This is a genomic window from Streptomyces sp. A0592 (genome assembly GCF_004795115.1).
Lineage (GTDB): Bacteria > Actinomycetota > Actinomycetes > Streptomycetales > Streptomycetaceae > Streptomyces > Streptomyces erythrochromogenes.
In genome coordinates this window covers 131,923-158,313 of record NZ_SSBM01000007.1, presented here as the reverse complement: position 1 = coordinate 158,313, position 26,391 = coordinate 131,923, and the positions used below count along the sequence as shown (strand labels likewise).

The 26,391-nt window shown below is 68.9% G+C and carries 21 protein-coding genes and 1 pseudogene; 11 read left to right on the top strand and 11 right to left on the bottom strand.

Translation table 11 applies throughout. The features are described from left to right. Positions 1 to 29: 29 nt before the first annotated feature. Complete coding sequence (locus E6U81_RS13345) at positions 30 to 2,612, bottom strand: transglycosylase domain-containing protein (RefSeq protein WP_136230298.1); 2,583 nt, start codon at positions 2,610 to 2,612, stop codon at positions 30 to 32. A 275-nt stretch (positions 2,613 to 2,887) separates the two neighbouring features. On the opposite strand from E6U81_RS13345, the gene E6U81_RS13340 reads away from it, so the two are divergent. The 3 genes from E6U81_RS13340 (at position 2,888) to E6U81_RS13330 (ending at position 5,993) form a co-directional block, all read left to right on the top strand. Next, positions 2,888 to 3,490, top strand: coding sequence for a PadR family transcriptional regulator (locus E6U81_RS13340; RefSeq protein WP_031156050.1), 603 nt, complete (start codon positions 2,888 to 2,890; stop codon positions 3,488 to 3,490). A gap of 49 nt (positions 3,491 to 3,539) precedes the next feature. Then, positions 3,540 to 4,622, top strand: a complete 1,083-nt coding sequence (locus E6U81_RS13335; protein ID WP_136230297.1) for an inositol-3-phosphate synthase — start codon at positions 3,540 to 3,542, stop codon at positions 4,620 to 4,622. 102 nt (positions 4,623 to 4,724) lie between these two features. Further along, positions 4,725 to 5,993, top strand: a complete 1,269-nt coding sequence (locus E6U81_RS13330; RefSeq protein ID WP_136230296.1) for an MFS transporter — start codon at positions 4,725 to 4,727, stop codon at positions 5,991 to 5,993. 69 nt (positions 5,994 to 6,062) lie between these two features. On the opposite strand, the gene E6U81_RS13325 is transcribed toward E6U81_RS13330, so the two are convergent. Beyond that, complete coding sequence (locus E6U81_RS13325) at positions 6,063 to 7,529, bottom strand: CCA tRNA nucleotidyltransferase (RefSeq protein ID WP_136230295.1); 1,467 nt, start codon at positions 7,527 to 7,529, stop codon at positions 6,063 to 6,065. Positions 7,530 to 7,715: 186 nt separating this feature from the next. Between E6U81_RS13325 and E6U81_RS13320 the strand changes: the two genes are divergently transcribed. From E6U81_RS13320 to trxA, 7 genes are all read left to right on the top strand, one after another. Beyond that, positions 7,716 to 9,980 carry a DUF6049 family protein gene (locus E6U81_RS13320; RefSeq protein WP_206309915.1) on the top strand — a complete coding sequence of 755 codons (2,265 nt, stop codon included), beginning with the start codon at positions 7,716 to 7,718 and terminating at the stop codon, positions 9,978 to 9,980. Positions 9,981 to 10,026: 46 nt separating this feature from the next. Then, on the top strand, positions 10,027 to 12,201 hold the full coding sequence (gene murJ, locus E6U81_RS13315) for a murein biosynthesis integral membrane protein MurJ (RefSeq protein ID WP_136230294.1): 2,175 nt from the start codon (positions 10,027 to 10,029) through the stop codon (positions 12,199 to 12,201). Positions 12,202 to 12,318: 117 nt separating this feature from the next. Next, positions 12,319 to 14,040, top strand: a complete 1,722-nt coding sequence (locus E6U81_RS13310; RefSeq protein ID WP_136230293.1) for a protein kinase family protein — start codon at positions 12,319 to 12,321, stop codon at positions 14,038 to 14,040. Positions 14,041 to 14,147: 107 nt separating this feature from the next. Then, positions 14,148 to 14,846, top strand: coding sequence for an RNA polymerase sigma factor SigM (sigM, locus tag E6U81_RS13305; protein WP_136230292.1), 699 nt, complete (start codon positions 14,148 to 14,150; stop codon positions 14,844 to 14,846). Then, the gene (locus E6U81_RS13300) at positions 14,843 to 15,766 is read left to right on the top strand and encodes a hypothetical protein (protein ID WP_136230291.1); all 924 of its coding nucleotides are present in this window, start codon (positions 14,843 to 14,845) and stop codon (positions 15,764 to 15,766) included. Before sigM ends, E6U81_RS13300 begins: the two co-directional genes overlap by 4 nt. A 124-nt stretch (positions 15,767 to 15,890) precedes the next feature. Continuing rightward, positions 15,891 to 16,850, top strand: a complete 960-nt coding sequence (gene trxB / locus E6U81_RS13295) for a thioredoxin-disulfide reductase (RefSeq protein ID WP_136230290.1) — start codon at positions 15,891 to 15,893, stop codon at positions 16,848 to 16,850. A gap of 61 nt (positions 16,851 to 16,911) precedes the next feature. Beyond that, positions 16,912 to 17,253 carry a thioredoxin gene (trxA, locus tag E6U81_RS13290; RefSeq protein WP_030839308.1) on the top strand — a complete coding sequence of 114 codons (342 nt, stop codon included), beginning with the start codon at positions 16,912 to 16,914 and terminating at the stop codon, positions 17,251 to 17,253. A 26-nt stretch (positions 17,254 to 17,279) separates the two neighbouring features. Here the strand turns inward: trxA and E6U81_RS13285 are convergent, their stop codons facing one another. The 9 genes and pseudogenes from E6U81_RS13285 to rpmH form a co-directional block, all read right to left on the bottom strand. Beyond that, positions 17,280 to 17,897, bottom strand: coding sequence for a GNAT family N-acetyltransferase (locus E6U81_RS13285; protein ID WP_136230289.1), 618 nt, complete (start codon positions 17,895 to 17,897; stop codon positions 17,280 to 17,282). 103 nt (positions 17,898 to 18,000) lie between these two features. Further along, complete coding sequence (locus tag E6U81_RS13280; RefSeq protein WP_136230288.1) at positions 18,001 to 19,107, bottom strand: ParB/RepB/Spo0J family partition protein; 1,107 nt, start codon at positions 19,105 to 19,107, stop codon at positions 18,001 to 18,003. Beyond that, the gene (locus E6U81_RS13275; protein WP_136230287.1) at positions 19,104 to 20,192 is read right to left on the bottom strand and encodes a ParA family protein; all 1,089 of its coding nucleotides are present in this window, start codon (positions 20,190 to 20,192) and stop codon (positions 19,104 to 19,106) included. The genes E6U81_RS13280 and E6U81_RS13275 overlap by 4 nt, the downstream gene beginning before the upstream one ends. Before the next feature lie 265 nt (positions 20,193 to 20,457). Further along, positions 20,458 to 21,174 carry a 16S rRNA (guanine(527)-N(7))-methyltransferase RsmG gene (rsmG, locus tag E6U81_RS13270; protein WP_030647475.1) on the bottom strand — a complete coding sequence of 239 codons (717 nt, stop codon included), beginning with the start codon at positions 21,172 to 21,174 and terminating at the stop codon, positions 20,458 to 20,460. A 129-nt stretch (positions 21,175 to 21,303) separates the two neighbouring features. Further along, positions 21,304 to 21,816, bottom strand: coding sequence for a R3H domain-containing nucleic acid-binding protein (locus E6U81_RS13265; RefSeq protein WP_054227241.1), 513 nt, complete (start codon positions 21,814 to 21,816; stop codon positions 21,304 to 21,306). Between the two features lie 15 nt (positions 21,817 to 21,831). Then, complete coding sequence (gene yidC, locus E6U81_RS13260; protein ID WP_136230286.1) at positions 21,832 to 22,935, bottom strand: membrane protein insertase YidC; 1,104 nt, start codon at positions 22,933 to 22,935, stop codon at positions 21,832 to 21,834. Positions 22,936 to 22,965: 30 nt separating this feature from the next. Beyond that, a pseudogene (gene yidD / locus E6U81_RS13255) lies at positions 22,966 to 23,220 on the bottom strand (membrane protein insertion efficiency factor YidD); the annotation flags it as partial. Beyond that, entirely contained in the window at positions 23,217 to 23,591 is a 375-nt protein-coding gene (gene rnpA, locus E6U81_RS13250; RefSeq protein WP_078848045.1) for a ribonuclease P protein component, read from the bottom strand. The pseudogene yidD and the gene rnpA, both read right to left, overlap by 4 nt. Positions 23,592 to 23,612: 21 nt before the next feature. Further along, complete coding sequence (gene rpmH / locus E6U81_RS13245; RefSeq protein ID WP_018547628.1) at positions 23,613 to 23,750, bottom strand: 50S ribosomal protein L34; 138 nt, start codon at positions 23,748 to 23,750, stop codon at positions 23,613 to 23,615. 355 nt (positions 23,751 to 24,105) lie between these two features. On the opposite strand from rpmH, the gene dnaA reads away from it, so the two are divergent. Beyond that, positions 24,106 to 25,902 (top strand): chromosomal replication initiator protein DnaA, encoded by a 1,797-nt coding sequence (gene dnaA, locus E6U81_RS13240; RefSeq protein ID WP_136230285.1) that lies wholly within the window; start codon positions 24,106 to 24,108, stop codon positions 25,900 to 25,902. Positions 25,903 to 26,391 lie beyond the last annotated feature (489 nt).

Genomic DNA, 26,391 nt, shown 5'->3' with positions numbered 1-26,391 from the left:
TCCTCGGCCGGCGGGGGCGGCGGAGCGGATCAGTCCGGCGCGGTGCCGGTGGTCGATCCGGTGAGGCCGCCCGGGCGGCCCGGTCTGCCGCTGGGCGACGGGGACGGCGATCCGCTGGGCCCGCCGATGATCCCGGAGTTGCTGCCGGTGTTCGTGCCCTCGTTGGTGCCGCCGCGCGTGGTCTCCGGGTCGCAGTACAGCTCCCACGGCTTGCACGGCCGGCCACTGCCCTTGGAGGGCGACGGCGACGGCGGCGGGGAGCTGGGCGGGAGCGACGACGGGGACGAGGACGGCGTGGCGGGTGCCACGGGGGTGGGGGAGGGGGCGCCGGCGGAGTCGGCCGTGACGCCGATGTCCTCGGCCTCGGGGAACTGCTTGACCGGAGCGCCCTTGAGGGCCGCGCCCATGTACTCGGTCCAGATCTCGGCCGGGATGTCACCACCGTGGAGGGAGGGGATGTCGCCCACGCCCTTCATGGAGATGAGCTTCTTCTCCGCCGAGTTGGGGTCGGTGCGGAAGAGGACCACGGAGGTGGACAGTTCCGGGGTGTAGCCGACGAACCACGCCGACTTGTTCTCGTCCGTGGTACCGGTCTTGCCCGCGGCGGGCCGGCCCAGCTTCTTGGCCTTCTTGCCGGTGCCGTTCTCGACGACGTTCTCCAGCACCTTGGTGACGTTGTCCGCGACCGCGTTGTCCATGGCCCGCTGGTCCTTGGGCGGCTCGAAGCCGGACAGCTTCTCGCCGTTCTTCTCGACCAGGATCACGGAGTACGGCTCGCGGTGCATGCCCGAGGCGGCGAAGGTCGCGTACGAGTCGGCCATGCGGATGGCGCTGGGGGTGGAGGTGCCCAGGGCGAAGGAGGCGTCGTTGTTGGGGTTGATCGACTCCTCGAGGATGCCCGTGGACTTCGCCACGGCCTTCACCTTGTCGTGGCCGACATCGAAGACGAGCTGGGCGAACGGGACGTTGATGGACTTCTCCATCGCCTCGTTGAGGGTCACGTATCCGAAGGCGGTGGGGCTCTCGTTCTTCTGCTTGAACGGGTTGCCCGAGGAGTCGCGCAGCGGCTTGCCCTCACGGTTGTTGATCACTGTGAGGTCGTTCGCCTGGTACTTGCTGTCGACCGAGATGCCCTTGCCGTTGGAGTTCTGGGTGCCGTACTCCATGGCCGCGGCCAGCACGTACGGCTTCCAGGTCGAGCCGACCGGGACGCCGCTGGTGTTGGCGTTGTTGCTGAAGTACTTCTGGTCCCAGCCCGGGCCGCCGTAGAGGGCGACGAGTGCGCCGGTCTTCACGTCCACGGAGGCGGCGCCGAACTGTACGAACGTGTCCGTCTCGGGGCGCTTCTTCTCGTCGATCAACCCGGCGCGGATGTCCTCGACCGCCTTGGTCATGGCATCCACCTTGGGCTTCTCGAAGGTGGTCTTGATCTTGTAACCGCCCATGGCCATCTGCTCGGCGGTGATGCCCTTGGTCTTCATCACGTACGCCTTGGCCGTGTCGACCAGGTAGCCGATCTGGCCGGTCATGCCGCGGGCCTGCGCCGACTCGACGCGCGCGGGGAACTCCGTGTGCTTGGCGCGCTCCGCCGGGTCCATGCGGCCCACCTCGACCTCGCGGTCCAGCACCCAGGCCCAGCGCTCCCTGGCGCGGTTTTCGTTGAGGGCGGGGGTGGCGGCGGCACCGATGCCGCCGTCCGGGTTGTAGAGGTTGGGGCCCTTGAGGACGGCGGCCAGGAACGCGCACTCGGAGGGGTTCAGGTCCTGGCTGTCCTTGCCGAAGTAGGCGCGGGCCGCGGCCTGGATGCCGTAGGCGTCCCGCCCGTAGTAGGCGGTGTTGAGGTATCCCGCGAGGACCGTGTCCTTCTCCTCCTTGACACCCAGCCTTATCGCGATGAAGAGCTCGGTGACCTTTCGCTTGAGCGTCTGGTCGGAGTCCAGGTACGTGTTCTTCACGTACTGCTGGGTGATGGTCGAGCCGCCCTGGGTGGAGCCGCCCGTGCCCATGTTCCACACGGCGCGGGCGATGCCCATCGGGTCCACGCCCTTGTCGGTCTCGAAGGATTCGTTCTCCGCCGCGATCACGGCGTCCCTCATCGACCGGGGGATGCTCGAGATGGGGACGATCTGGCGGTTCATCGACCCGCCCGTCGCCACCATCTGGCTGCCGTCGGCCCAGTAGAAGACGTTGTTCTGCGCCTGGGCCGCCTTGTTCGGGTCGGGCGTGCTCACCATGGCGATGCCGATGCCGGTTCCGGCGATGATGACCGCGAAGAAGCCGAAGGCGGTGCCGGAGACCAGCTTCCAGGAGGGCACGAAGCGCTTCCAGCCGTCCCGGTCGGACCGCGGATAGTTGATCAGCCGCTTGTCCGGGCGGCCGGCGCCGCGTGCGCTGCCGGCGCCACCTCTGCCGCGGCCCGAGGACCCTCTCTGCGACGCCCGGCGGGCGTCGGCGCGACTGCCCTGGGCGGGCTGCTGTTCGTACGGACCGCTGTGCGACGCGGTGGAAACGTCACGTCCGGCACCCCTGCCGGGGCGCTGCTGGGCGGCGCGGCGGGCTGAAGCCCGCCCCCCGCCCTGGGGCTGCGGCGGTTTGCGGCGGTGCTCGCTCATCGAACGACTACTCCTCGGGCAGGCGAGTGGCCTGGAAGCGGCAGATGAATTCCGGTTCCCCCCGGTGTCATGGCGCACAGACTACGCACGCTCAAAACCCGCCCAGTGCCGAAGTTCACCCCAAATCAGGCAACCTGCCTGGTGCGAATCGGTGATGTGATGCCGGTCACCATGTCTCCCCTTGTCGATGGAGGCGGCCCGTTCTATCGTCTGGATGTATCGAGTCGATACATCAGCTCGACATAAAGACTCAGGGGTGGAGGCGAGGCAGGCGGATGAGCAGACGCTCCGGCATCCTCGAATTCGCCGTCCTCGGACTGGTCCGCGAATCCCCCATGCACGGCTATGAGCTGCGCAAGCGGCTCAACACCTCGCTGGGAGTGTTCCGGGCCTTCAGCTACGGGACGCTCTACCCCTGCCTCAAGACGCTCGTCGCCAACGGCTGGTTGATCGAAGAACCGGGCAACGCCCCGGAAGACGCTCTCGCCGCTTCACTCGCAGGGCGCCGCGCCAAGATCGTCTACCGGTTGACGGCCGCGGGTAAGGAGCACTTCGAGGAGCTCCTCTCCCACACGGGCCCCGAGACCTGGGAGGACGAGTCCTTCGCCGCCCGCTTCGCCTTCTTCGGCCAGACCGAACGAGATGTGCGCATGCGGGTACTGGAGGGTCGCCGCAGCCGGCTGGAGGAGCGCCTCGAGAAGATGCGCGCCTCCCTCGCTCGAACGCGGGAGCGACTCGACGACTACACGCTTGAGCTGCAGCGGCACGGCATGGAGTCCGTGGAGCGCGAAGTGCGCTGGCTGAACGAGCTCATCGAGAGTGAGCGGGCGGGACGGGATCGCAGACGATCCGGTCCGTCCGACGAAACCGAAAAATGAGGACTGCAGCTTGCAGACCTCGTCCGAGAACAAACAGGGAGCAACCGGAATGGGTTCGGTTCGCGTAGCCATCGTCGGCGTGGGCAACTGCGCCGCCTCGCTGGTGCAGGGCGTCGAGTACTACAAGGACGCCGACCCGGCGTCCAAGGTCCCTGGGCTGATGCACGTCCAGTTCGGCGACTACCACGTGCGTGACATCGAGTTCGTCGCCGCGTTCGACGTCGACGCGAAGAAGGTCGGCCTCGACCTTTCGGACGCCATCGGCGCCAGCGAGAACAACACCATCAAGATCTGCGACGTCCCGAGCGCCGGTGTGACCGTTCAGCGCGGCCACACCTACGACGGTCTGGGCAAGTACTACCGCCAGACGATCGAGGAGTCCGCCGAGGCCCCGGTCGACATCGTCCAGGTCCTCAAGGACCGTGAGGTCGACGTCCTGATCTGCTACCTGCCGGTCGGTTCCGAAGACGCTGCGAAGTTCTACGCGCAGTGCGCCATCGACGCCAAGGTCGCCTTCGTCAACGCCCTCCCGGTCTTCATCGCCGGCACCAAGGAGTGGGCCGACAAGTTCACCGAGGCCGGTGTCCCGATCGTCGGCGACGACATCAAGTCGCAGGTCGGCGCGACCATCACGCACCGTGTGATGGCGAAGCTGTTCGAAGACCGCGGTGTCCGTCTCGAGCGCACCATGCAGCTCAACGTCGGCGGCAACATGGACTTCAAGAACATGCTCGAGCGCGACCGCCTCGAGTCGAAGAAGATCTCCAAGACGCAGGCCGTCACCTCGCAGATCCCCGACCGCGAGCTGGGCGAGAAGAACGTCCACATCGGCCCGTCCGACTACGTCGCGTGGCTCGACGACCGCAAGTGGGCCTACGTCCGCCTTGAGGGCCGCGCCTTCGGCGACGTCCCGCTGAACCTCGAGTACAAGCTCGAGGTGTGGGACTCCCCGAACTCCGCCGGTGTCATCATCGACGCCCTGCGCGCCGCGAAGATCGCCAAGGACCGCGGTATCGGCGGCCCGATCCTGTCGGCGTCCAGCTACTTCATGAAGTCCCCGCCGGTCCAGTACTTCGACGACGAGGCCCTGGCCAACGTCGAGAAGTTCATCAAGGGCGAGGTCGAGCGCTAGTCGAAGCCAGCGAGTCCTGTCACCTGGACTTCGGCTGTTCTTCCGCGGAGGGTCCCCGGGCAATGTGCCCGGGGACCCTCCGCGTATGTGACCCTTTCCCTCATGCCTGTCGTACGTGATCTGCGCGTACTCCTGCGCCTGAGGGACTTCCGCAACCTGCTCGCCGTACGGCTGCTCTCCCAGGCGGCGGACGGCGTGTACCAGGTCGCGCTCGCCACCTATGTCGTCTTCTCCCCCGAGAAGCAGACCTCGCCGACGGCCATCGCCTCGGCCATGGCGGTGCTGCTGCTGCCCTACTCGGTGATCGGCCCCTTCGCAGGAGTGCTGCTCGACCGCTGGCGCCGCCGTCAGGTCTTCCTCTACGGCAACCTGCTGCGGGCCTTCCTCGCCTGCATCACCGCGGTGCTGATCGTCGCGCACGTACCCGACTGGCTGTTCTACGCCTCGGCGCTGTCCGTGACCGCGGTCAACCGCTTCGTACTGGCCGGCCTGGCCGCCTCACTGCCCCGCGTCGTCGGAGCCGATCAGCTGGTCACCGCGAACGCTCTCTCCCCCACCGCGGGGACGCTCGCGGCCGTGGCCGGCGGAGGGCTGGCCTTCCTCGTCCGGCTGCTCGCGTCCGGCTCCAACGCCCTCGTCGTTCTCCTCGGGGCCTGTCTCTACCTGTGTGCGGCCCTCGTCTCCCTGAGACTGGCCATCGGGCTGCTCGGGCCCGACCACTCCGCAGGTCAGGCCCATCCTTCGGTGGCCCAAGGCATCGGCCTCACCGTGCGGGGCATGGCCGAAGGCCTCCGGCACCTCGCCGCCCGGCGCCGGGCGGCCCGGGCGCTCACCGCGATGACCATGATGAGGTTCTGCTACGGGGCCCTGTTCGTCATGCTGCTGATGCTCTGCCGCTATGCCTGGTCGGACAACGAGGCCGAGGGACTCGCCCTCCTGGGCATCGCGGTCGGTGCCTCAGGGGCCGGATTCTTCGCGGCCGCCGTCATCACCCCGTGGATGGTGGGCCGGCTGGGCACCCTCGGATGGATCACCGCCTGCGCCGCGGGCTCCGCCGTCCTGGTACCGGCCCTCGGCCTGTTCTTCGCCCCGGGCCCCATGCTGGTCGCCGCGTTCGTCCTCGGCCTCGCCACCCAGGGCGCCAAGATCTCCACCGACACCGAAGTGCAGTCCCGCGTGGACGACGACTACCGCGGCCGGGTGTTCTCCGTCTACGACGTGCTGTTCAACGTCGCGTTCGTCGGGGCAGCGGCTGTGGCCGCCCTCATGCTCCCCGTCGACGGGCAGTCCGTGATCCTGCTCGTCTGCGTGTCCGTTCTCTACGCCCTGACCGCGGCGCTGCTCGGCCGGCGCAGCCGATGTTTCACGTGAAACATCGCCCATGACCGGTGCGCCCGGTGCCGATGTTTCACGTGAAACATCGGCACCGGCACTCGCGGATCAGGCCTGGGCCGCCCACCACTCCTTGAGCGCGGCAACAGCGGCGTCACGACCGAGCGGGCCGTGCTCCAGCCGCATCTCCAGCAGGAAGGCGTAGGCCTTGCCGATCACCGGCCCCGGACCCACGTCCAGGACGCGCATGATCTCGTTGCCGTCCAGGTCGGGCCGGATCGCGTCCAGCTCCTCCTGCTCCTGGAGCTGTGCGATGCGCTGCTCCAGCCCGTCGTAGGTGCGGGAGAGTGCGTTGGCCTTGCGCTTGTTGCGCGTGGTGCAGTCGGACCGGGTCAGCTTGTGCAGACGCTCCAGCAACGGCCCGGCGTCACGGACATAGCGCCGCACCGCGGAGTCGGTCCATTCGCCGTCGCCGTAGCCGTGGAAGCGCAGGTGCAGCTCCACCAGCCGGGACACGTCCTTGATCATGTCGTTGGAGTACTTCAGAGCGGTCAGCCGCTTCTTGGTCATCTTCGCCCCCACCACCTCGTGGTGGTGGAAGGAGACCCGGCCGTCGCTCTCGAAGCGGCGGGTGCGGGGCTTGCCGATGTCATGCAGCAGGGCAGCGAGCCGCAGCACCAGGTCCGGACCGTCCTCCTCCAGCGCGATCGCCTGCTCCAGCACGATCAGCGAGTGGTCGTAGACGTCCTTGTGCCGGTGGTGCTCGTCACTCTCCAGCCGCAGCGCGGGCAGCTCGGGCAGCACCCGGTCCGCCAGCCCGGTGTCCACCAGCAGTCCCAGACCCAAGCGCGGGTTGGCCGAGAGGATCAGTTTGTTCAACTCTCCCTGCACCCGCTCCGCGGAAACGATCTCGATGCGGTCTGACATGGCCTTCATCGCCGCCACGACCTCCGGGGCGACCTCGAAGTCCAGCTGCGCCGAGAACCGCGCCGCCCGCAGCATGCGGAGGGGGTCGTCGGAGAAGGAGTCCTCAGGGGTTCCGGGGGTACGCAGCACGCCGGCGGCCAGGTCCTCCAGGCCGCCGTGCGGGTCGATGAACTCCTGCTCGGGCAGAGCCAGGGCCATCGCGTTGACCGTGAAATCACGGCGCACGAGGTCCTCGTCGATCGAGTCGCCGTAGGAGACCTCCGGCTTGCGCGACGTGCGGTCGTAGGCCTCCGAGCGGTACGTCGTCACCTCGATCTGGAAGTTCCGCACAGCGTCTCCGACGCGCGCGTTCTTGTGGGCCCCGACGGTGCCGAAGGCGATGCCCACGTCCCAGACCGAGTCGGCCCACGGCCGGACGATCCTGAGAACGTCCTCGGGGCGGGCATCGGTGGTGAAGTCGAGATCGTTGCCGAGACGCCCGAGCAGCGCGTCGCGTACGGACCCGCCGACCAGGGCGAGGCGGAAGCCCGCCTCCTGGAACCGGCGGCCGAGCTCGTCGGCGACAGGAGCGACCTGCAGCAGTTCACTGACCGCGCGGCGCTGCACCTGACTCAGGGCACTGGGGTTGTCTTCGTTGGCGTTCGGCACAACTGAAAAGGGTACGTGCCCGGCCCACCGGGGACCGCCCCGTTTATCGGCGACCCCGGTACGCGGCAGCCGCGGGGCTGTACCGATCATGTGGAGCAAGGGGCGGCACTCGCACACAGCGCACCTCGTTACCATTCGTGGACGCACAAAAGACGACCACTGACACTTCGAGGGACGGGCTAGCGCGTGGCCGAGGCGGCAGACATCCAAGGGGCGTCGCCCGCCCCTGTCCGGCGCCGATGGCTGCGGCGCGCGATCGTCCTGCTCGCCGGGACTCCCGTGCTGGCCGCTCTCGTCTACGCCCCCGCCCCGCAGGCCGAGGCGGCGCAGGCCTCCTCCGTCGACGTCCAGCTGGTCTCCATGGCCCCCAGCGCCCCTGTGAAGGGCGACACCCTCACCATCGAGGGCACCGTGGTCAACACCGGCTCCGAGACGATCACCGACGCGCACGTCGGCCTGCGGGTCGGCCCCGCGCTCACGGACCGGTCGTCCATCGACGAGACGGCGGACCGCAACGGCTTCCGGGCCGGCACCGACCCCGGCGAGATCGACTCGGCCTACGCGGTGAAGATCGCTTCCCTGCCGTCGAAGGTGACCCAGAACTTCACGCTCACCGTCCCGGTCAACAAGCTCGAACTCGACAAGGACGGCGTCTATCAGCTCGGCGTCTCCCTGTCCGGGGTGACGGAGAGCCGGCCGTCCGAGCAGGTGCTGGGCATCAAGCGGACGTTCCTGCCCTGGCAGCCCGAGGCCGCCGCCAAGCGCTCACAGCTCACCTACGTCTGGCCCCTGATCTCCGCCACCCGGGTCACGGCCGAGACCGGGTCCGACGAGCTCCAGACACCCGTCTTCCTCGACGACTCCCTCTACGAGGAGCTCAAGCCGGGCGGCCGCCTGGAGCAGATGGTCACCCTCGGCAAGGACCTGCCGGTCACCTGGGTCATCGATCCCGACCTGCTCTACACGGTCGACGCGATGACCAAGGGCTACCGGGTCCGCGGCGCCAACGGGAAGTCCGTCCAGGGCAAGAACAAGGCCGTCGCCGAACAGTGGCTGAGCTCCCTGGAAGCGGCCGTCCAGGGCAAGAAGGTCGTCGCGCTGCCCTTCGCCGACCCCGACCTCGCCTCCCTCGCGCACCACGGCAAGGACGTCTCGGGCACCCTGGGTCAGCTGCGCCCGGCCACCGACAAGGCGAAGAACGCCGTGCAGACCGTCCTGCACGTCCCCGCGTCCACGGACTTCTCCTGGCCCGTGAACGGTGCCATCGACCCCTCGATCGTCAACGTGGCCACTTCGGCCGGTGCCCACAACGTCCTGACCCGCAGCGACAGCCTCGTGGAGAGCGGTGCCCTCGGCTACACGCCGTCGGCCGCCCGGCCCATCGGGGCCGGTACGACCGCCGTCGTGGCGGACGCCGAACTGTCCACCGCGTTCGAGGGCGACATGCTGAACGCCGGGCCCTCCACGCTGGCCGTCCAGCGGTTCCTCGCCCACAGCCTCGCCCTGAACCTGCAGAAGACCGACGAGCAGCGCAGCTTCGTCGTGGCTCCGCAGCGGATGCCCACCGTGAGCCAGGCGCGGTCCATGGCCGCCGCCATACGCGGCCTCCAGGGCGGCCGCTGGACGCAGCCGGCCGACCTGGAGGCGGCAGCCGCCGCCAAGCCCGACCCTGGCGCCGCCACCCAGGTGCCCGGCGCCGGCCAGTACCCGGAGGACCTGCGCAAGCAGGAGCTGCCGGTATCGGCCTTCGAGAAGATCCGCACCACACAGAACACGCTCGACCATTTCAAGGTGATCCTCGCCGCACCCGACCGCGTGGAGATCCCCTTCGGCAACACCATCAACCGGGAGATGTCGACCTCCTGGCGAGGACGGCCCGACGAGGCCCGCCTCTACCGGGACCAGGTGCAGGAGTACCTGATCGGTCTCACCGAGAAGGTCAAGGTCATCCCCAAGTCCGACGCCACCCTGTCCGGACACAGCGCCACCATCCCGGTCAGTGTCCAGAACAGCCTCGTGCAGGACGTGCACGACCTGGTCCTGCGGGTGAAGTCCGCCAACCCCTCCCGCCTGATGTTCGGCAAGAGCGGCCAGGCGGAGCAGCAGGTCACCGTCCAGGGCGACCACACCCAGACGGTGAAGTTCCCCGCCAACGCCACCGCGAGCGGGCCCGTCGAGGTCACCGCACAGCTCTTCACCAAGGACGGCATCCCCTACGGCAAGGAACGCCGGTTCACCGTGGAGGCCACCGAGATCACTCCCACCGTGATGCTCGTGATCGCCGGCGGTGTGCTCCTCCTGGTCCTGGCAGGCATCAAGATGTACGCCAGTCGCAAGCGTGTCGCGGCCCGCGCCGCCGCCGAGGAGAGCACGCAGCCGAGTGACGAGTCCCCGGACACCGAACCGCAAAGCACCGAGGGGTCCGGCACGAGTGAGACAGTGGACCGTTGAGCGATGCCGTGGCCGGTCGGCCTGGGGACGATGAGGTGGGGTTTCGATGAACGCGCCGTACGACGGTGACCGCGCGCAGGGCACTGGTGGGCCTGCGCCCTCCCAGGGCACTGCCCCGGGCACCCCGGTGCCCGGGCAGGTTCCCGTGCCTGCGCCCGCGCCGGACCGCGACCCGTATGTCCAGGATGCCTACGACTACGACCCGTACCGGTCCCAGGACCTGTCCGCCCAGGACCCCGTCGACGAGGTCCTCTACGACCGCGCCGCGCACCCGCCGCCGGCACCGGGCACCTTCCAGGAGCCCGGCCCGCTCTACGCGGCGCCGAGTGCGCCCATGTACTCCCCCGACCCGCGCGTCTGGGCCCAGACCCCGCCGCCCGAGCCGGACGGCCCCTCCCGGCACCTGCCCTACGGAGACCGCGCCACCACCACCGAGTTCGTGGGCGTGGACGCGCTCGTCACCCGTGCCTCGGACGAGCAGCCCGAGCCGGATGCCTTCGCCCACCTCTACCGGGACCAGGAGGCGGCGCCCCGTACCCCCGCCGAGGACGCCCCCGTCGCCGCCCCGGCGCCGAGCAAGCCGGCCGGACGTGCCTCGAGCCTGCTCAAGTCCAGCGCGCTCATGGCCGCCGGCACGATCGTCTCCCGCATCACCGGCTTCCTGAGAACCCTGGTCATCGCCGGGGCGATCGGCGTCGGCACCTTCAACGACACGTACCAGATCGCCAACACGCTGCCCACGATGATCTACGTGCTCGTCGGCGGCGGCGCCCTCAACGCCGTCTTCATCCCGCAGCTGGTCCGCGCGATGAAGAACGACAACGACGGGGGAGAGGCGTACGCCAACCGGCTGCTGACCCTCGTCGTGGTGCTGCTGGCAGGCATCACCACCATCTGTGTCCTGGCCGCACCGGTGTTCATCACAATGATGTCGCCGAAGATCGCCTCGGACCCGCAGCAGATGGACGTGGCCGTCGCGTTCGCGCGCTACTGCCTGCCCACCATGTTCTTCATGGGCGTCCACGTGGTGCTCGGTCAGATCCTGAACGCGCGGGGCCGCTTCGGCGCGATGATGTGGACCCCGGTCCTCAACAACATCGTGGTCATCGCCACCTTCGGCGCCTTCATCTGGGCCTTCGGCGGCTTCACCACCTCCGGCGTCAACGCCACCACCGTCACCCCGGAAGGCATCCGCCTGCTGGGTCTCGGCACCCTGCTCGGCCTGACCGTCCAGGCCCTCGCGATGCTGCCGTACCTGCGCGACGCGGGCTTCAAGCCGCGCCTGCGCTTCGACTGGAAGGGCCACGGCCTCGGCAAGGCCGCCCGCCTGGCCAAGTGGACGTTCTTCTTCGTCCTCGCCAACCAGGTCGGCCTCGTCATCGTCACCCAGCTCGCCACCTGGGCCGGTTCGGTCGCCGAGAAGCAGGGCCACCCCGGTACCGGTATCACCGCCTACAACTACGCGCTGCTGCTGTGGCAGATGCCGCAGGCGATCATCACCGTCTCCGTCATGACGGCCGTCCTGCCCCGCATTTCGCGCTCCGCCCACGACGGGGACGCCGCGGCTGTCCGCGACGACATCTCCTACGGACTGCGCACCTCGGCCGTCGCGATCGTCCCCTGCGCCTTCGCGTTTCTCGCGCTCGGCGTCCCGATGGCGACCCTGCTCTACGCGGGCTCCGGCTCCGGCGCACAGAACATCGGCTACGTCCTGATGGCCTTCGGCCTCGGACTGATCCCGTACTCCGTCCAGTACGTCGTCCTGCGCGGCTTCTACGCCTACGAGGACACCCGGACGCCCTTCTACAACACCGTCATCGTCGCCGCCGTCAACGCGGCGGGCTCGGCGGTCTCCTTCTTCGTCCTCCCCGCCCGCTGGGCGGTCGTCGGCATGGCCGCCTCCTACGGTCTCGGCTACGCCGTGGGCGTGGGCGTGGCCTGGCGCCGCCTGCGCACCAGGCTCGGCGGCGACCTCGACGGCGCCCACGTGATGCGCACCTACGCCCGTCTCACCGGGGCCTGCGTCCCGGCCGCCGCCGTGGCCGGCGCGGCCGCCTACACGGTCACCCAGTGGCTCGGCAGCGGAGTCCTGGGTTCCGCCACCGCCCTGATCACCGGCGGTATCGCCCTGGCGGCCGTCTTCCTCATCGCCGCCAAGCGGATGCGGATCGAAGAGCTCAACGCGATGGTCGGGATGGTCCGCGGACGTTTGGGGCGCTGATGCGCACAACCGTCGCCCCCTTTCGTGTGTCGTGCATAGCGTCGGACTGTGGGCACAATTGGCATGGCTTCGCAGACTGGCCTACAGCGCGCAACGGATGGGGAGGCAGGAACGACGGTGGCGGAACGTAGCACGGCTGCCGTCGACGTGGCCGACAACGACGGCGACGAGCCGTCTGCCGCTCAGGCGGCACAGGCCACGTCCGACGGGGTGGACACCCAGAACGGACGAGCCGCGGACGGACCCATGCCCGAAAAGGACGGCGAACGCACGAACACGGCCTCCACGGCCGCACCCGAACTCCACAGCGGTCACAAGCTCGCCAGACGCTACCGGCTGGAAGAGTGCGTCACCCGTGTGGACGGATTCAGCAGTTGGCGCGCGATGGACGAGAAGTTGCGCCGGGCGGTGGGTGTGCACCTGATGCCCGCCGACCACTCACGGGCGCGCTCCGTCCTGGCCGCCGCCCGCTCGTCCGCCCTCCTCGGCGACCCGCGCTTCGTGCAGGTGCTCGATGCCGTGGAGGAGAACGACCTCGTCTACGTCGTCCACGAGTGGCTGCCCGATGCCACCGAGCTCACCGCCCTGCTCGCCGCGGGCCCGCTGGAGGCCCACGAGGCCTACCAGCTCGTCAGCCAGGTCTCCCAGGCGATGGCCGCCGCGCACCGCGAGGGCCTCGCCCACCTCCGGCTGACGCCGAGCGCGATACTGCGCACGTCCACGGGCCAGTGGCGCATCCGCGGCCTCGCCGTGAACGCCGCGCTGCGCGGCATCACCAGCGAGACCCCGCAGCGCGCCGACACCGAGGCCATCGGCGCCCTGCTGTACGCGGCCCTCACCCAGCGTTGGCCGTACGAGAGCGACGCGTACGGCCTCACCGGGCTGCCCAAGGGCGTCGGCCTGATCGCCCCCGACCAGGTCCGCGCCGGCGTCCACCGGGGCCTGGGTGAGCTCGCCATGCGTGCGCTCGCCAACGACGGGGCCACCGCCTCCCGTCAGGAACCTGCCTGCACCACCCCGGAAGAGCTGTCCAAGGCCGTGTCCGCGATGCCCCGCATCCGGCCGCCGGAGCCCGCCTTCACGGCTCCGCCGGAGTACCAGCACACGACCTACCAGCAGGGCAGCTACGGCCGCAACACGCCGCCCGGCGTGACCACCGTCCAGAGCATGCCCGTCGCGCCCCCGCCGCCGCCCCTGCAGAGCCGCACCGGCCGCGCGCTCAAGTGGGGCGTCGCCGCCCTGCTCATCGCCGCCCTCGGCCTGGGCAGCTGGCAGCTGGCCGACACCCTCCTGGAACGCGGCACCCAGAAGGGCAACAGCGGCACGAGCAACAACACCAAGCCCGGCACCGACGACAACCCGAAGGAAACCGGGCCCGGGGAGCCCCTGAAGATCCAGGATGTCTCCGTCCTCGGCAATTCGGTGAAGCCGGCACTGGCCCCGAAGACCATTGACGGTGATCACGAATCCGCCTGGGTCACCCCTGAGTACTACAACTACGCCAACTTCGGCCGCCTGGAACAGGAGAACGACGGCAGCGGGATCATCGTCGACCTGGGCGAGGCCAAGGACGTGTCCGGTCTCGAGGTCGACATGTACGCGTCCGGGCAGACGGTGGAAGTACTCGCGGCGCCGGCAGACGCCGCGAACCCGGGAACCGTCGGAGCCTTCAGCCATCGGATCACCAAGCTGGAGCGTACGGACAAGAAGCTCCAGGCCACGCTCGAAACGCCGATCCGCACGCGCTACGTGCTGATCCACGTCACCGAGCTGCCGGCCTCCGGTGGGGGCTACCGGGGCGGGATCAACGAGATCAAGGTCCTCGGCCCCGCGTCGTGACCTCATCCGTCTCGGCTGCGCGCGGCCCGGCCTGCGGCCGGGCCGCGTGATTCTTTACGCGCCCGGCCGACGCACCTAGTCTCCATCCGGGGAGGAAGCAGGGTGTGATGCGAGAAGGAACCGCGGATGGACACAGCGACCAGGAGCTTCTGGCGCTGCACGTGGGCGGTGATCCCGATGCCTTCGGGGAGCTCGTGCGGCGGCATCGGGACCGGTTGTGGGCCGTGGCTCTGCGCACCCTCGGGGACCGGGAGGAGGCCGCGGACGCCGTGCAGGACGCCCTGGTCTCCGCGTACCGGGCCGCGCACACCTTCCGGGGCGATTCCGCCGTCACCACCTGGCTGCATCGGATCACCGTGAACGCCTGCCTCGACCGTGCCCGCAAGGCCGCCTCGCGCCGGACCGCGCCCCTGGACGACACGGAGCGCCTGGAGAGCCTTCTGGAGCCCCACGAGTCCGCCGAGGCGCCCGCTGAGCGCCAGGACCTCCACCGGCAGCTCCTGGCCGCGCTCAGGACCCTCCCGGACGAACAGCGGGCCGCCCTGGTCCTCGTCGACATGCAGGGATACCCCGTCGCCGAAGCCGCCGACATCCTCGACGTGCCCACCGGCACGGTGAAAAGCCGGTGCGCCCGCGGCCGGGCGAAACTCCTGCCGCTCCTCACTCATCTGCGCACGAATGCCGGGGATAACACCGCCACCGAGCGGGGAAGGAACCGGACGCCGGGCACGCCCGTCCCACCAGCGGCAGCACAACCCCGGCAACCAGACCCAGACGCTGTGAAGGGCGGAGGTGGACGACCGTGAGCCCTGCGACTGGCACGCCCGGAACGACCGGCACGATCCGGCACCCGGACGTCTCGGAGATCTCCGACCTGACCGAAGGACTCCTCTCCCCGTCCCGCACCACGGAAATCCGCCGTCACCTCGACGGCTGCGCCCTGTGCGCCGACGTCCGCTCCTCCCTGGAGGAGATCCGGGGCCTCCTCGGCACCCTGCCCGGGCCTGCCCGTATGCCCGGCGACATCGCCGGGCGGATCGACGCGGCCCTCGCCGCCGAGGCCCTGCTCGACGCGACCCAGCCTCGGGACCAGGCCACGCCGGCCCCCCGCGCCCGCACGACGCAACGCGCTGTTTCACGTGAAACAGCCCCCGCCGGTCACCCGACCGGCCCAACCGGTCCCGGGCGACGCCGCGCCCGTCGTCGGATCGCCGTCCTCGGTGGCCTGGCCGGCGCGGCCGCGTGCGCCCTCGGCCTCTTCCTCTTCGTCGACTTCGCCGGCACCCCCCACCCCAACACCGCGGCCTCGGACTCCGCCGCCCACCCGCCCATCAGCGCGGCCGCCGAGGGCACCTACACCGCGCAGGGGCTGCGGGACAGCGTCCAGCGGCTCATCGCTTCGGGAGCGGCTGCCAAGACCGACCCGGGCGAGCAGAACAACACGTACGGGCTGGACGACACCACCGGCGCTTCCGGGGTCGCTCCCGGTGGCAAGCGGGTGGCGCCCGCGGTCCCCGCCTGCGTCCAGGACGCCACGGGCCGCTCCGATGCACCGCTCGGCGCCGAACGCGGCAGCTACCAGGGCGCCGCAGTCCACCTGCTCGTCCTGCCGCACCCGGACGACGCCTCCCGTGTGGACGCCTACCTCGTCGACTCCACGTGCGAGAGCACCGGCTCGGCCGGTCCGGGAAAGGTCCTCCTGAAGAACACCTATCCGCGAAGCTGACACGTTCCGGTCCGCACTGCGACGGGTGGGGAATGCGGGCGCCGTAGGATCCGTTGGGTGGGGTGAGAGTCCGCACCGGCCCCCGGTTGGCAGCACGCAGTCCGCAGAGACGAGGAAGAAACCCGTGAGCGACGTTCGAAACGTGATCATCATCGGCTCCGGGCCGGCCGGTTACACCGCCGCCCTGTACACCGCACGCGCTTCGCTCAAGCCCCTGGTCTTCGAAGGCGCCGTCACCGCCGGTGGCGCGCTGATGAACACCACCGAGGTGGAGAACTTCCCCGGGTTCCAGGACGGCATCATGGGCCCGGACCTGATGGACAACATGCGCGGCCAGGCCGAGCGCTTCGGCGCCGAACTGGTCCCGGACGACATCGTGGCCGTGGACCTCACCGGTGAGATCAAGACCGTGACCGACACCGCCGGCACCGTGCACCGCGCGAAGGCCGTCATCGTCACCACCGGCTCGCAGCACCGCAAGCTCGGCCTGCCGGGCGAGGACGCCCTCTCCGGCCGCGGCGTCTCCTGGTGCGCGACCTGTGACGGGTTCTTCTTCAAGGACCACGACATCGCCGTCGTCGGCGGCGGCGACACCGCGATCGAGGAGGCGACCTTCCTCTCCCGGTTCGCCAAGTCCGTGACGATCGTCCACCGCCGTGACAGCCTGCGCGCCTCCAAGGCCATGCAGGACCGCGCGTTCGCCGACCCGAAGATCACGTTCGCCTGGGACAGCGAGGTCTCCGAGATCCACGGCGAGCAGAAGCTCTCCGGCCTCACCCTGCGCAACACCAAGACCGGTGAGACCTCAGAGCTGCCCGTGACCGGCCTGTTCATCGCCGTCGGCCACGACCCGCGCACCGAGCTCTTCAAGGACCAGCTGGACCTCGACGACGAGGGCTACCTCAAGGTCGACGCCCCCTCGACGCGCACCAGCATCACCGGCGTGTTCGGCGCCGGCGACGTCGTTGACCACACGTACCGTCAGGCCATCACGGCCGCGGGCACCGGTTGCTCCGCCGCCCTCGACGCCGAGCGCTTCCTCGCCGCCCTCGCGGACGCGGAGAAGGCGCACGCAGCGGTCTGACCGGTCCCACCCCCCGCACCAGCCCCACACCCCACCCCGCAGGAAGAACAAGGAGGCCGCTGTGGCCGGCACCCTCAAGAACGTGACCGACGCCGACTTCGACGCCGAGGTCCTCAGGAGCGACAAGCCCGTACTGGTCGACTTCTGGGCCGCCTGGTGCGGACCGTGCCGCCAGATCGCGCCGTCCCTCGAGGCCATCGCCGCCGAGTACGGCGACCAGATCGAGATCGTCAAGCTCAACATCGACGAGAACCCGGCCACCGCCGCCAAGTACGGCGTGATGTCCATCCCCACCCTCAACGTCTACCAGGGCGGCGAGGTCGCCAAGACCATCGTCGGCGCCAAGCCGAAGGCCGCCATCCTGCGCGACCTCGCTGACTTCGTCGAGGTCAAGACCGCCTGACGACGGCCGATGTTTCACGTATGCCTTCAGAGCGGTCGCAGCACCGGTTCCTTGCGCGCCCCGCCCAGCAGCCGGTCCAGAGCCAGCTCGACGTCTTCCTTCCAGGACAGGGTCGACCGAAGCTCCAGCCGCAGCCGGGGATGAGCCGGATGAGGACGTACGGTCTTGAAGCCGACGGCCAGGAGATGGTCTGCCGGCAGCAGGCAGGCCGGGCCCTCCCACCGTGCGTCTCCGAACGCCTCGATCGCCCGGAACCCCCTGCGCAGCAGGTCCTTGGCCACCGTCTGCACCATGACCCGGCCCAGCCCCTGCCCCTGGTATCCGGGCATGATCCATGCGGTGATCAGCTGAACGGCGTCCGGCGATACCGGACTCGTCGGGAAAGCGGTGGCCCGAGGAACGTACGCCGGCGGTGCGTACAGCACGAAGCCCACCGGAACCTCGTCCACGTAGACCACTCGGCCGCAGGATCCCCACTCCAGCAGAACAGCGGAGATCCATGCCTCCTTCTCCGTCGCAGAAGTGCCCGCCTTCACGGCGGCCTCACCGCTGACCGGATCCAGTTCCCAGAAGACGCAGGATCGACAACGTCGCGGTAGGTCCTGGAGGTTGTCCAGCGTGAGCGGTACCAGCCGACGACCCATGACCGCATCGTATCCACTGGTCCATCGTTCTTCGACAGCAAAGCGAAGGGGCGGATCACGCCGGTTCACACCGGCACGATCCGCCCCTCGGTCCACTCAAGGATCACTCCCCGGTGAGGCCCTGATCCAGCACCCGTCCCTCGCCCGGTGCCAGCGTCCCCAGAATCCGCTCAAGATCCTCCATCGAAGCGAACTCGACGGTGATCTTGCCCTTCTTCTGGCCCAGGTCCACCTTCACCCGGGTCTCGAACCGGTCCGACAGCCGCGTCGCCAGCTCGCTGAGCGCCGGCGACACCCGGGCTCCCGCACGCGGACCCTTCGGCTTCACCGCGCTCGAAGGCTCCGAGGCCATCAGCGTCACGATCTCCTCAACCGCACGCACCGACAGCCCCTCGGCCACGATCCGGTGCGCCAACCGGTCCTGCTCCGCGGAGTCCTCCACCGAGAGCAGCGCACGCGCGTGCCCCGCCGAGAGGACCCCGGCGGCCACCCGGCGCTGCACCGGCGGCGACAGCTTCAGCAGTCGCAGGGTGTTCGACACCTGGGGACGCGAGCGGCCGATCCGGTCGGCCAGCTGGTCATGCGTGCAGTTGAAGTCCTGGAGCAGCTGGTCGTAGGCCGCAGCCTCTTCCAGCGGGTTGAGCTGAGCCCGGTGCAGGTTCTCCAGCAGGGCGTCCAGCAGCAGCTTCTCGTCGTCCGTCGCACGGATGATCGCCGGAATGGCCTCCAGTCCGGCTTCCCGGCAGGCGCGCCAACGCCGCTCACCCATGATCAGCTCGTAGCGGCCGGGTGCCGACTGGCGCACCACCACCGGCTGGAGCAGACCCACCTCCTGGATGGAGGTCACCAGCTCCGCGAGCGCGTCCTCGTCGAACACCTCGCGCGGCTGCCGCGGGTTCGGGGTGATCGTGTCCATCGGAAGCTCCGCGAACGTCGCTCCCGCCACCATGTTCGCCTCGGGCTCCAGCGCCGGCTCCGGCGCTGCCTCCGGCTCGGCCACCGGGAGAACCGCGAGCGATGTTTCACGTGAAACATCGGCCTGCGCCAGCGCCGCGAGCTTCGCCGCCGCGATCCCGCGCTCGGACGTCAGCTCCGGTACTGCCGTCGGAGACGTGGAACCTGCATGGCTCGCAGGCAGCGTCTTCTCCTGCGGAGCCTGCGGGATCAGTGCGGCGAGCCCCCGTCCCAGACCTCTACGTCGCTCACTCACTGGATCCCCTCCGCCATACTCTGCGTGCTGTTCATGCCCGCGCCCAGGTGGGCGTGCTGGGACTCGTACTGCATTCCGACCCCCCGATACGCGATCTCTCGCGCAGCCTCCAGGTAGGAGAGGGAACCACTGGAACCCGGGTCGTACGTGAGCACCGTCTGCCCGTAGCTCGGCGCCTCGGAGATACGCACCGACCGGGGGATGCTCGTCCGGAGCACCTCCTTGCCGAAGTGGCTGCGCACCTCGTCCGCCACCTGCGATGCCAGCCGGGTCCTGCCGTCGTACATCGTCAGCAGGATGGTCGACACGTGGAGGGACGGGTTGAGGTGGGCCCGCACCAGATCGACGTTGCGCAGCAGCTGCCCCAGGCCCTCCAGCGCGTAGTACTCGCACTGGATCGGGATCAGCACTTCGGCGCCCGCGACCAGAGCGTTCACCGTGAGCAGGCCGAGCGAGGGCGGGCAGTCGATCAGGATGTAGTCGAGGGGCTGGTCGTACGCCTGGATCGCCCGCTGGAGCCGGCTCTCCCTCGCCACCAGCGACACCAGCTCGATCTCCGCACCCGCCAGGTCGATCGTGGCCGGAGCACAGAAAAGCCCCTCCACGTCGACCACCGGCTGGACGACCTCAAGCAGCGGCCGACTGTCCACGAGCACGTGGTAGATGGACGGCACATCCGCGTGGTGGTCGATACCCAGAGCGGTGGACGCGTTCCCCTGCGGGTCGAGGTCGACTACGAGGACCCGTGCCCCGTTCAGAGCCAGCGAGGCCGCCAGGTTCACGGTCGTCGTGGTCTTGCCCACGCCGCCCTTCTGGTTGGCGACCACGATGACGCGGGTCTGATCCGGGCGTGGCATGGCCGCACCGGAGCGCCCCATCGCCTCCACCGCCAGCTGGGCGGATCGACCGATGGGGGTCTCGTTGTCTACAAGGGGTGGGGGCGATGTTTCACGTGAAACATCCTCACCCACCGGTTCAGAGCGGGGACCGGGGACCGGGTCGGCCATCGGCCCCGCGAGGTTGGCGTCGGACCGCACGGTGTCACTCTCCTCGACATCAGGCTCGCGATGAACAGAGCCTGCCATGTCACCGGGGTCGCGAACCAGCGGGGCCCGTACTCCTGTGGATGAATCCACCGATGTGGACAACTCCGTCCCCCTTGCGTCCTTGCGCTGGAGGGGGGACGCAGCCGCACGACCGCGGCTGATGATTCCGTGCAGCAGAGAGCGACGTTTCACGTGAAACACGATGCCCGGACGGAGTCTTCAGGCCTCTTCGACACTCCGAAATGCATACCTATAGGGCCCAACGCAGACGAAATCTCCGCGCGGGCCCCACACAACCAGCGAATCAACGACGCCGGCGAGTCCGTCCGACCCTGGCGGCCTTAGCCCGCTTGGCCGCGAACCTCACCCCACCGGGGCTTTCTCCGACCTCGACCCGGACCACCGTCGACAGCGGGTCCACCAGCCCCTCGCCCACCTGCAGCACCGAGGTCTTCACCACACCGAGCTTCGTCAGCGCCGTCTTGGCCGACACCAGCTCCTCCTCGGCGGTGTCGCCCTTGAGCGCCAGCATCTCCCCGTACGGGCGCAGCAGGGGAACGCCCCAGCCGGCCAGCCGGTCCAGCGGAGCCACCGCACGCGCCGTCACCACGTGCACCGGCTGGAGCTTGCCCAGGACCTCCTCGGCCCGCCCACGCACCACGGTGACGTGGTCGAGGCCCAGCAGCTCCACGGCCTCCTGGAGGAAGGTCGTCCGCCGCAGCAGCGGCTCGAGCAGGGTGATCTTGAGATCGCGCCGCACGAGCGCCAGCGGGATGCCGGGCAGACCCGCACCCGAGCCGACGTCGCACACGGTGACGCCCTGGGGCACCACCTCTGACAGGACTGCGCAGTTCAGCAGGTGCCGCTCCCAGAGCCGCGGCACCTCGCGCGGCCCGATCAGGCCGCGCTTGACTCCCGCGTCCGCGAGCAGCTCCGCATACCGCACAGCTTCCGGGAAAAACTCACCGAACACCGCGCGCGCCTCTTCGGGCGCCTCGGGAAGCTCAGCTGCCTCCGTCACGGGGACCGTCCTTCCGTACCTCGTGGTCCCGAAGACCACGTATTCAAGATGCCGCGTCGTTCACTTGCCAGGCTGACAAACATCGGCCCCGCCTGCGACACAGACGGGGCCGAACACTCATGCTGGCGATCAGGCCGGGAGCACAACGACGAAGCGCTGCGGCTCCTCGCCCTCGGACTCGCTCTTCAGACCGGCGGCCGCCACGGCGTCGTGGACGACCTTCCGCTCGAACGGGGTCATCGGAGCCAGCTTCAGCGGCTCGCCGGACGCCTTCACGTCCGCCGCCGCCTTCGCGCCCAGGGCCGCCAGCTCCTCGCGCTTCTTCGCGCGGAACCCGGCGATGTCCAGCATCAGCCGGCTGCGGTCCCCGGTCTCCCTGTGGACGGCCAGGCGGGTCAGCTCCTGCAGGGCCTCCAGAACCTCACCGTCGCGGCCCACGAGCTTCTGCAGGTCGCGGCTGGCGGAGTCACTGACGATCGACACCGCGGCCCGGTCGGCCTCGACGTCCATGTCGATGTCGCCGTCCAGGTCTGCGATGTCCAGCAGACCCTCGAGGTAGTCGGCCGCGATCTCACCCTCCTGCTCGAGGCGGGTCAGGGTGTCGCCACTCTCAGCGGCGGCGGTGGTGGTGCCTTCCGTCACGGGAGGGACTCCTTCTTACTTCTTGGGAGAGGGCTTGGTGGGCGTCTGGCGCTGCGACTTCGTCTGCCGCTTCGGCTGCTGCCGCTTCGCGGCACCGCCGCTCGCGGCATCCGAATCCGCCGTGGACTCGGAACTCTTGATCACGGAACCGTCCGCCTGAGCGGCCAGGCCCTGCTTCGACAGGGCCGTGATGAACTTCCGCTCGTTGTCGTTGCGGTCCGGCCCCTTGGCCACGATGGCAGCGACGATCTTCTTCTTGCCCCGGCCCTTGACCTCACCGTGCGAGGTGGCGTGCTTGAGCAGCCGCGTCAGGTACTGGTCCTGCGCCTTGCTGCCCGGCGTCGGGTTCTGGTTGATCACGTACATCTGCTGACCCATGGTCCAGACGTTGGTGGTCAGCCAGTAGACGAGGACACCGACGGGGAAGTTGATACCCATGACCGCGAAGATCACCGGGAAGATGTACATCAGCATCTTCTGCTGCTGCATGAACGGCGTCTTGACCGACAGGTCGACGTTCTTCTGCATCAGCTGACGCTGGGTGTAGAACTGCGACAGCGACATCATGACGATCATGACCGCGGTCACGACCCGGACGTCGGTGAGAGAGGCGCCGAGGGCGGCGACCTTCTCGGAGCTGTCCATGAACTTGGCGGCGATCGGCGCGCCGAAGATCTTGGCCTCACGGGCACTGTCGACGAGCTGCTGGTTCAGGACGCCGATGGTCTTGCCATCGGCGATGTTCGCCAGCACGTGGTACAGCGCGAAGAAGAACGGCGACTGCGCCAGGATGGGAAGGCACGAGGAGAGCGGGTTGGTGCCCGTCTCCTTGTACAGCTTCATCATCTCTTCGGACTGACGCTGCTTGTCGTTCTTGTAGCGCTCCTGGATCGCCTTCATCTTCGGCTGGAGCGCCTGCATGCCACGCGTCGCCTTGATCTGCTTCACGAAGAGCGGGATCAGGCAGATACGGATCAAGATCACCAGGGACACGATGGACAGGCCCCAGGCCCATCCACTGTCCGGCCCGAAGATCGCCCCGTACAGCGAGTGGAACTGGACGATGATCCAGGAAACGGGTGTGGTGATAAAGCTGAACAGACCGGCGATCGTGTCCACTAATCAGGCTCCTTGAGCATTGCGAGATCTACGCAACGCACTGCGCAGCTGCTCGTGCCAACGCGGGCGTTTACGGGGTGGGACATGGTCCACGCCACCCGGGGACCACGGATTGCACCGCAGGATCCGCCAGGCGGTCAGCGCTGTCCCCTTCACCGCACCATGCCGGTCGATGGCCGTGAACCCGTAGTGCGAACACGACGGGTAATAGCGGCACACCGGCCCGAGCAGCGGACTGATCGTCCACTGGTACAGCTTGATCAAAGCGAGCAGCGGGTACTTCATCGAGCCACGCCTCCCAGGAGCCGCACCAGAGCGGCATCCAGGTCCCGGGCCAGTTCGTCGGGGCCGGCATCGCCCGCTCCGGGCAACGCTCGTACCACCACCAGGCTACCGGCGGGCAGCTGCGACAGCCGCTCGCGGACCAGATGGCGAAGACGGCGCTTCACCCGGTTCCGTATGACGGCGTTGCCGACGGCCTTGCTGACGACGAAACCCGCACGCGACGAGGGATCGATCTCCCCCGACTCGTGCGGGTCCGTTGCACCGCTTGTACGTAGGTGGACGACGAGGAGTGGGCGACCGGCCCGGCGTCCTCGGCGTACCGCGCTCGCGAAGTCCTCGCGCCGCCTCAGCCGATTCTCGGGAGACAGCACGACGTCACGACCTGCGCGCTGTTACGCGGAAAGGGCGGCGCGGCCCTTGGAACGACGGTTCGCGAGGATCGCGCGACCGGCACGGGTACGCATCCGCAGGCGGAAGCCGTGGGTCTTGGCACGACGGCGGTTGTTCGGCTGGAAGGTGCGCTTGCTCACTCGGGGGCTCCAGAGAATGAATCGTTGTGGCGGGACATCGCCTGGCTGTCACCGTGCGCCCACGAGGAAACTCGCGTGTTCGCCCGAGTGGCACCGCTAAATGATCACTATCAGTGACCTTCGCCCATCGGTAGGCAGGCGGCAGCAGCCATCGACAACTCGACCTCGTTACGGTACGCGCGGCTACGCCATCCGGTCAAACCGAGCCCGCCCTGGCCCACACTGTGCACAGGCTGTGGACAACGACTTGAACCGCAGGCTCTGGCCTGACTACCGTTGCCTGACCCCGGATTTTTTGTCCCGACCGTCCCAAAGAACCACACATTCGTGGGACCCCTGTGAGAGAGCGTGCTCTGTGGCTGACGTACCTGCCGATCTTGCCGCAGTGTGGCCAAGGGTGCTCGAGAAGCTCCTCGGGGAGGGACAGCCGGGCATCGAGCCCAAGGACAAGCAGTGGGTCGAGCGGTGCCAGCCCCTGGCACTCGTCGCCGACACCGCCCTGCTCGCCGTCCCCAACGAGTGGGGCAAGCGCGTCCTCGAAGGCCGCCTCGCCCCGCTGATCAGCGACGCGCTCAGCCGGGAGTGCGGCCGCCCCATCCGGATCGCCATCACGGTGGACGACTCGGCCGGCGAGCCCGCCCCCGCCGCCCCGCCCGTCCAGCAGCCCGGCGGCTACGAGCCGTACGGCGGCCAGCGCCCGGGCGGCGGCCCCTCGGACGACCAGCTCCCCACGGCCCGTCCTGCCTACCCGGACTACCAGCAGCCGCGCCCCGAGCCCGGCGCGTGGCCCCGCGGCGGGCAGCAGGACGACTACGGCTGGCAGCAGCCCCGCCTGGGCGGCTTCCCCGAGCGCGACCCGTACGCCTCCCCGCAGCCGGGCTACCTCCAGCAATCCGAGCCATCGGGCTACGACCAGCAGCAGTACGACCAGTCCTCCTATGACAAGGGCTCATACGACCAGCAGCAGTACGAGCAGTCCCCGTACGAGCAGCAGCAGTCGCACCAGCCCCATCAATACGAGCAGCAGTCCTACGAACAGCCCGCGCCGCGCCAGGCTCCCGGCCGGCCCGCGCCGCCCCCGGCCCCGTCCGGCGGCTCCACCTCGGGTCCGCTGGAGCCGACCGCCCGGCTGAACCCCAAGTACCTCTTCGACACGTTCGTCATCGGCGCGTCCAACCGCTTCGCGCACGCCGCCGCGGTGGCCGTCGCCGAGGCGCCGGCGAAGGCCTACAACCCCCTCTTCATCTATGGGGAGTCGGGCCTCGGCAAGACGCACCTGCTGCACGCCATCGGGCACTACGCGCGGAGCCTCTACCCCGGCACCCGCGTGCGGTACGTGAGCTCCGAGGAGTTCACCAACGAGTTCATCAACTCGATCCGCGACGGCAAGGGCGATGCGTTCCGCAAGCGCTACCGCGAGATGGACATCCTGCTCGTCGACGACATCCAGTTCCTCGCGAGCAAGGAGTCGACGCAGGAGGAGTTCTTCCACACCTTCAACACGCTCCACAACGCCAACAAGCAGATCGTCCTCTCCTCCGACCGGCCGCCCAAGCAGCTCGTCACCCTCGAGGACCGGCTGCGCAACCGCTTCGAGTGGGGCCTGATCACGGACGTCCAGCCGCCCGAGCTGGAGACCCGCATCGCGATCCTGCGCAAGAAGGCGGTCCAGGAGCAGCTCAACGCCCCGCCGGAGGTACTGGAGTTCATCGCCTCCCGCATCTCGCGCAACATCCGCGAGCTGGAGGGGGCGCTGATCCGGGTCACGGCCTTCGCGAGCCTCAACCGGCAGCCGGTCGACCTGGGCCTCACCGAGGACGTCCTCAAGAACCTGATCCCGGGCGGCGAGGACAGCGCGCCGGAGATCACGGCCAGCGACATCATGGCGGCCACCGCGGACTACTTCGGCCTGACCGTGGACGACCTGTGCGGCTCCTCGCGCAGCCGGGTCCTGGTCACCGCCCGGCAGATCGCCATGTACCTGTGCCGGGAGCTCACCGACCTGTCGCTGCCCAAGATCGGGGCGCAGTTCGGCGGCCGCGACCACACCACGGTGATGCACGCCGACCGCAAGATCCGCGCTCTGATGGCCGAGCGGCGCTCCATCTACAACCAGGTCACGGAGCTCACCAACCGCATCAAGAACGGCTGAGCGCGGGCGCCGGTCGGCTCGACCGGCGCCGCGTCAGACCCCCTTCAAACGCATTCAGAGGGCGCTCCCGGTCCACGACGGGGGCGCCCTTCTTCGTGCGTGCGCCCCTGACCTGTTCGAATACGCCCCCTGGAGAGCAACTCATCCACAGATTCGGCGACTTTCTTCCGTCCACACCCTGGGGACTGCCCGCGTCGCCCACAATCTGTCCACAGGGGTGGCTGTTGAGGATCCATCAGGCCTGGTCAGAACCCTGTGGATTTGTGCGCAAGCGTCATCCACAGGCTGTGGACAGAAAACTCGTCCACAGCTCTGTCCACGCCGTTGTCCACCGCCACCCCACAGGTTCCCTCATGCTGTGCACAGGTTCTGCGGACTTCTCCACACCCTTGTCCACTGTTCGGCAACCCGCCACCCCCTCTCACCGCCCGGAGTGAAAGCCGTCACACGGATGTAGACGTTTGGGTTGTGGAGTACCGGGGGAAAGCT

Bases quoted from the DNA above. Each gene is read 5' to 3' on its own strand.
- E6U81_RS13340 (WP_031156050.1), top strand. From the start codon at position 2,888: ATGAGCAGACGCTCCGGCATCCTCGAATTCGCCGTCCTCGGACTGGTC.
- E6U81_RS13285 (WP_136230289.1), bottom strand. From the start codon at position 17,897: ATGGGTCGTCGGCTGGTACCGCTCACGCTGGACAACCTCCAGGACCTA.
- E6U81_RS13335 (WP_136230297.1), top strand. From the start codon at position 3,540: ATGGGTTCGGTTCGCGTAGCCATCGTCGGCGTGGGCAACTGCGCCGCC.
- sigM (WP_136230292.1), top strand. From the start codon at position 14,148: ATGCGAGAAGGAACCGCGGATGGACACAGCGACCAGGAGCTTCTGGCG.
- E6U81_RS13275 (WP_136230287.1), bottom strand. From the start codon at position 20,192: ATGGCAGGCTCTGTTCATCGCGAGCCTGATGTCGAGGAGAGTGACACC.
- E6U81_RS13330 (WP_136230296.1), top strand. From the start codon at position 4,725: ATGCCTGTCGTACGTGATCTGCGCGTACTCCTGCGCCTGAGGGACTTC.
- E6U81_RS13345 (WP_136230298.1), bottom strand. From the start codon at position 2,612: ATGAGCGAGCACCGCCGCAAACCGCCGCAGCCCCAGGGCGGGGGGCGG.
- murJ (WP_136230294.1), top strand. From the start codon at position 10,027: ATGAACGCGCCGTACGACGGTGACCGCGCGCAGGGCACTGGTGGGCCT.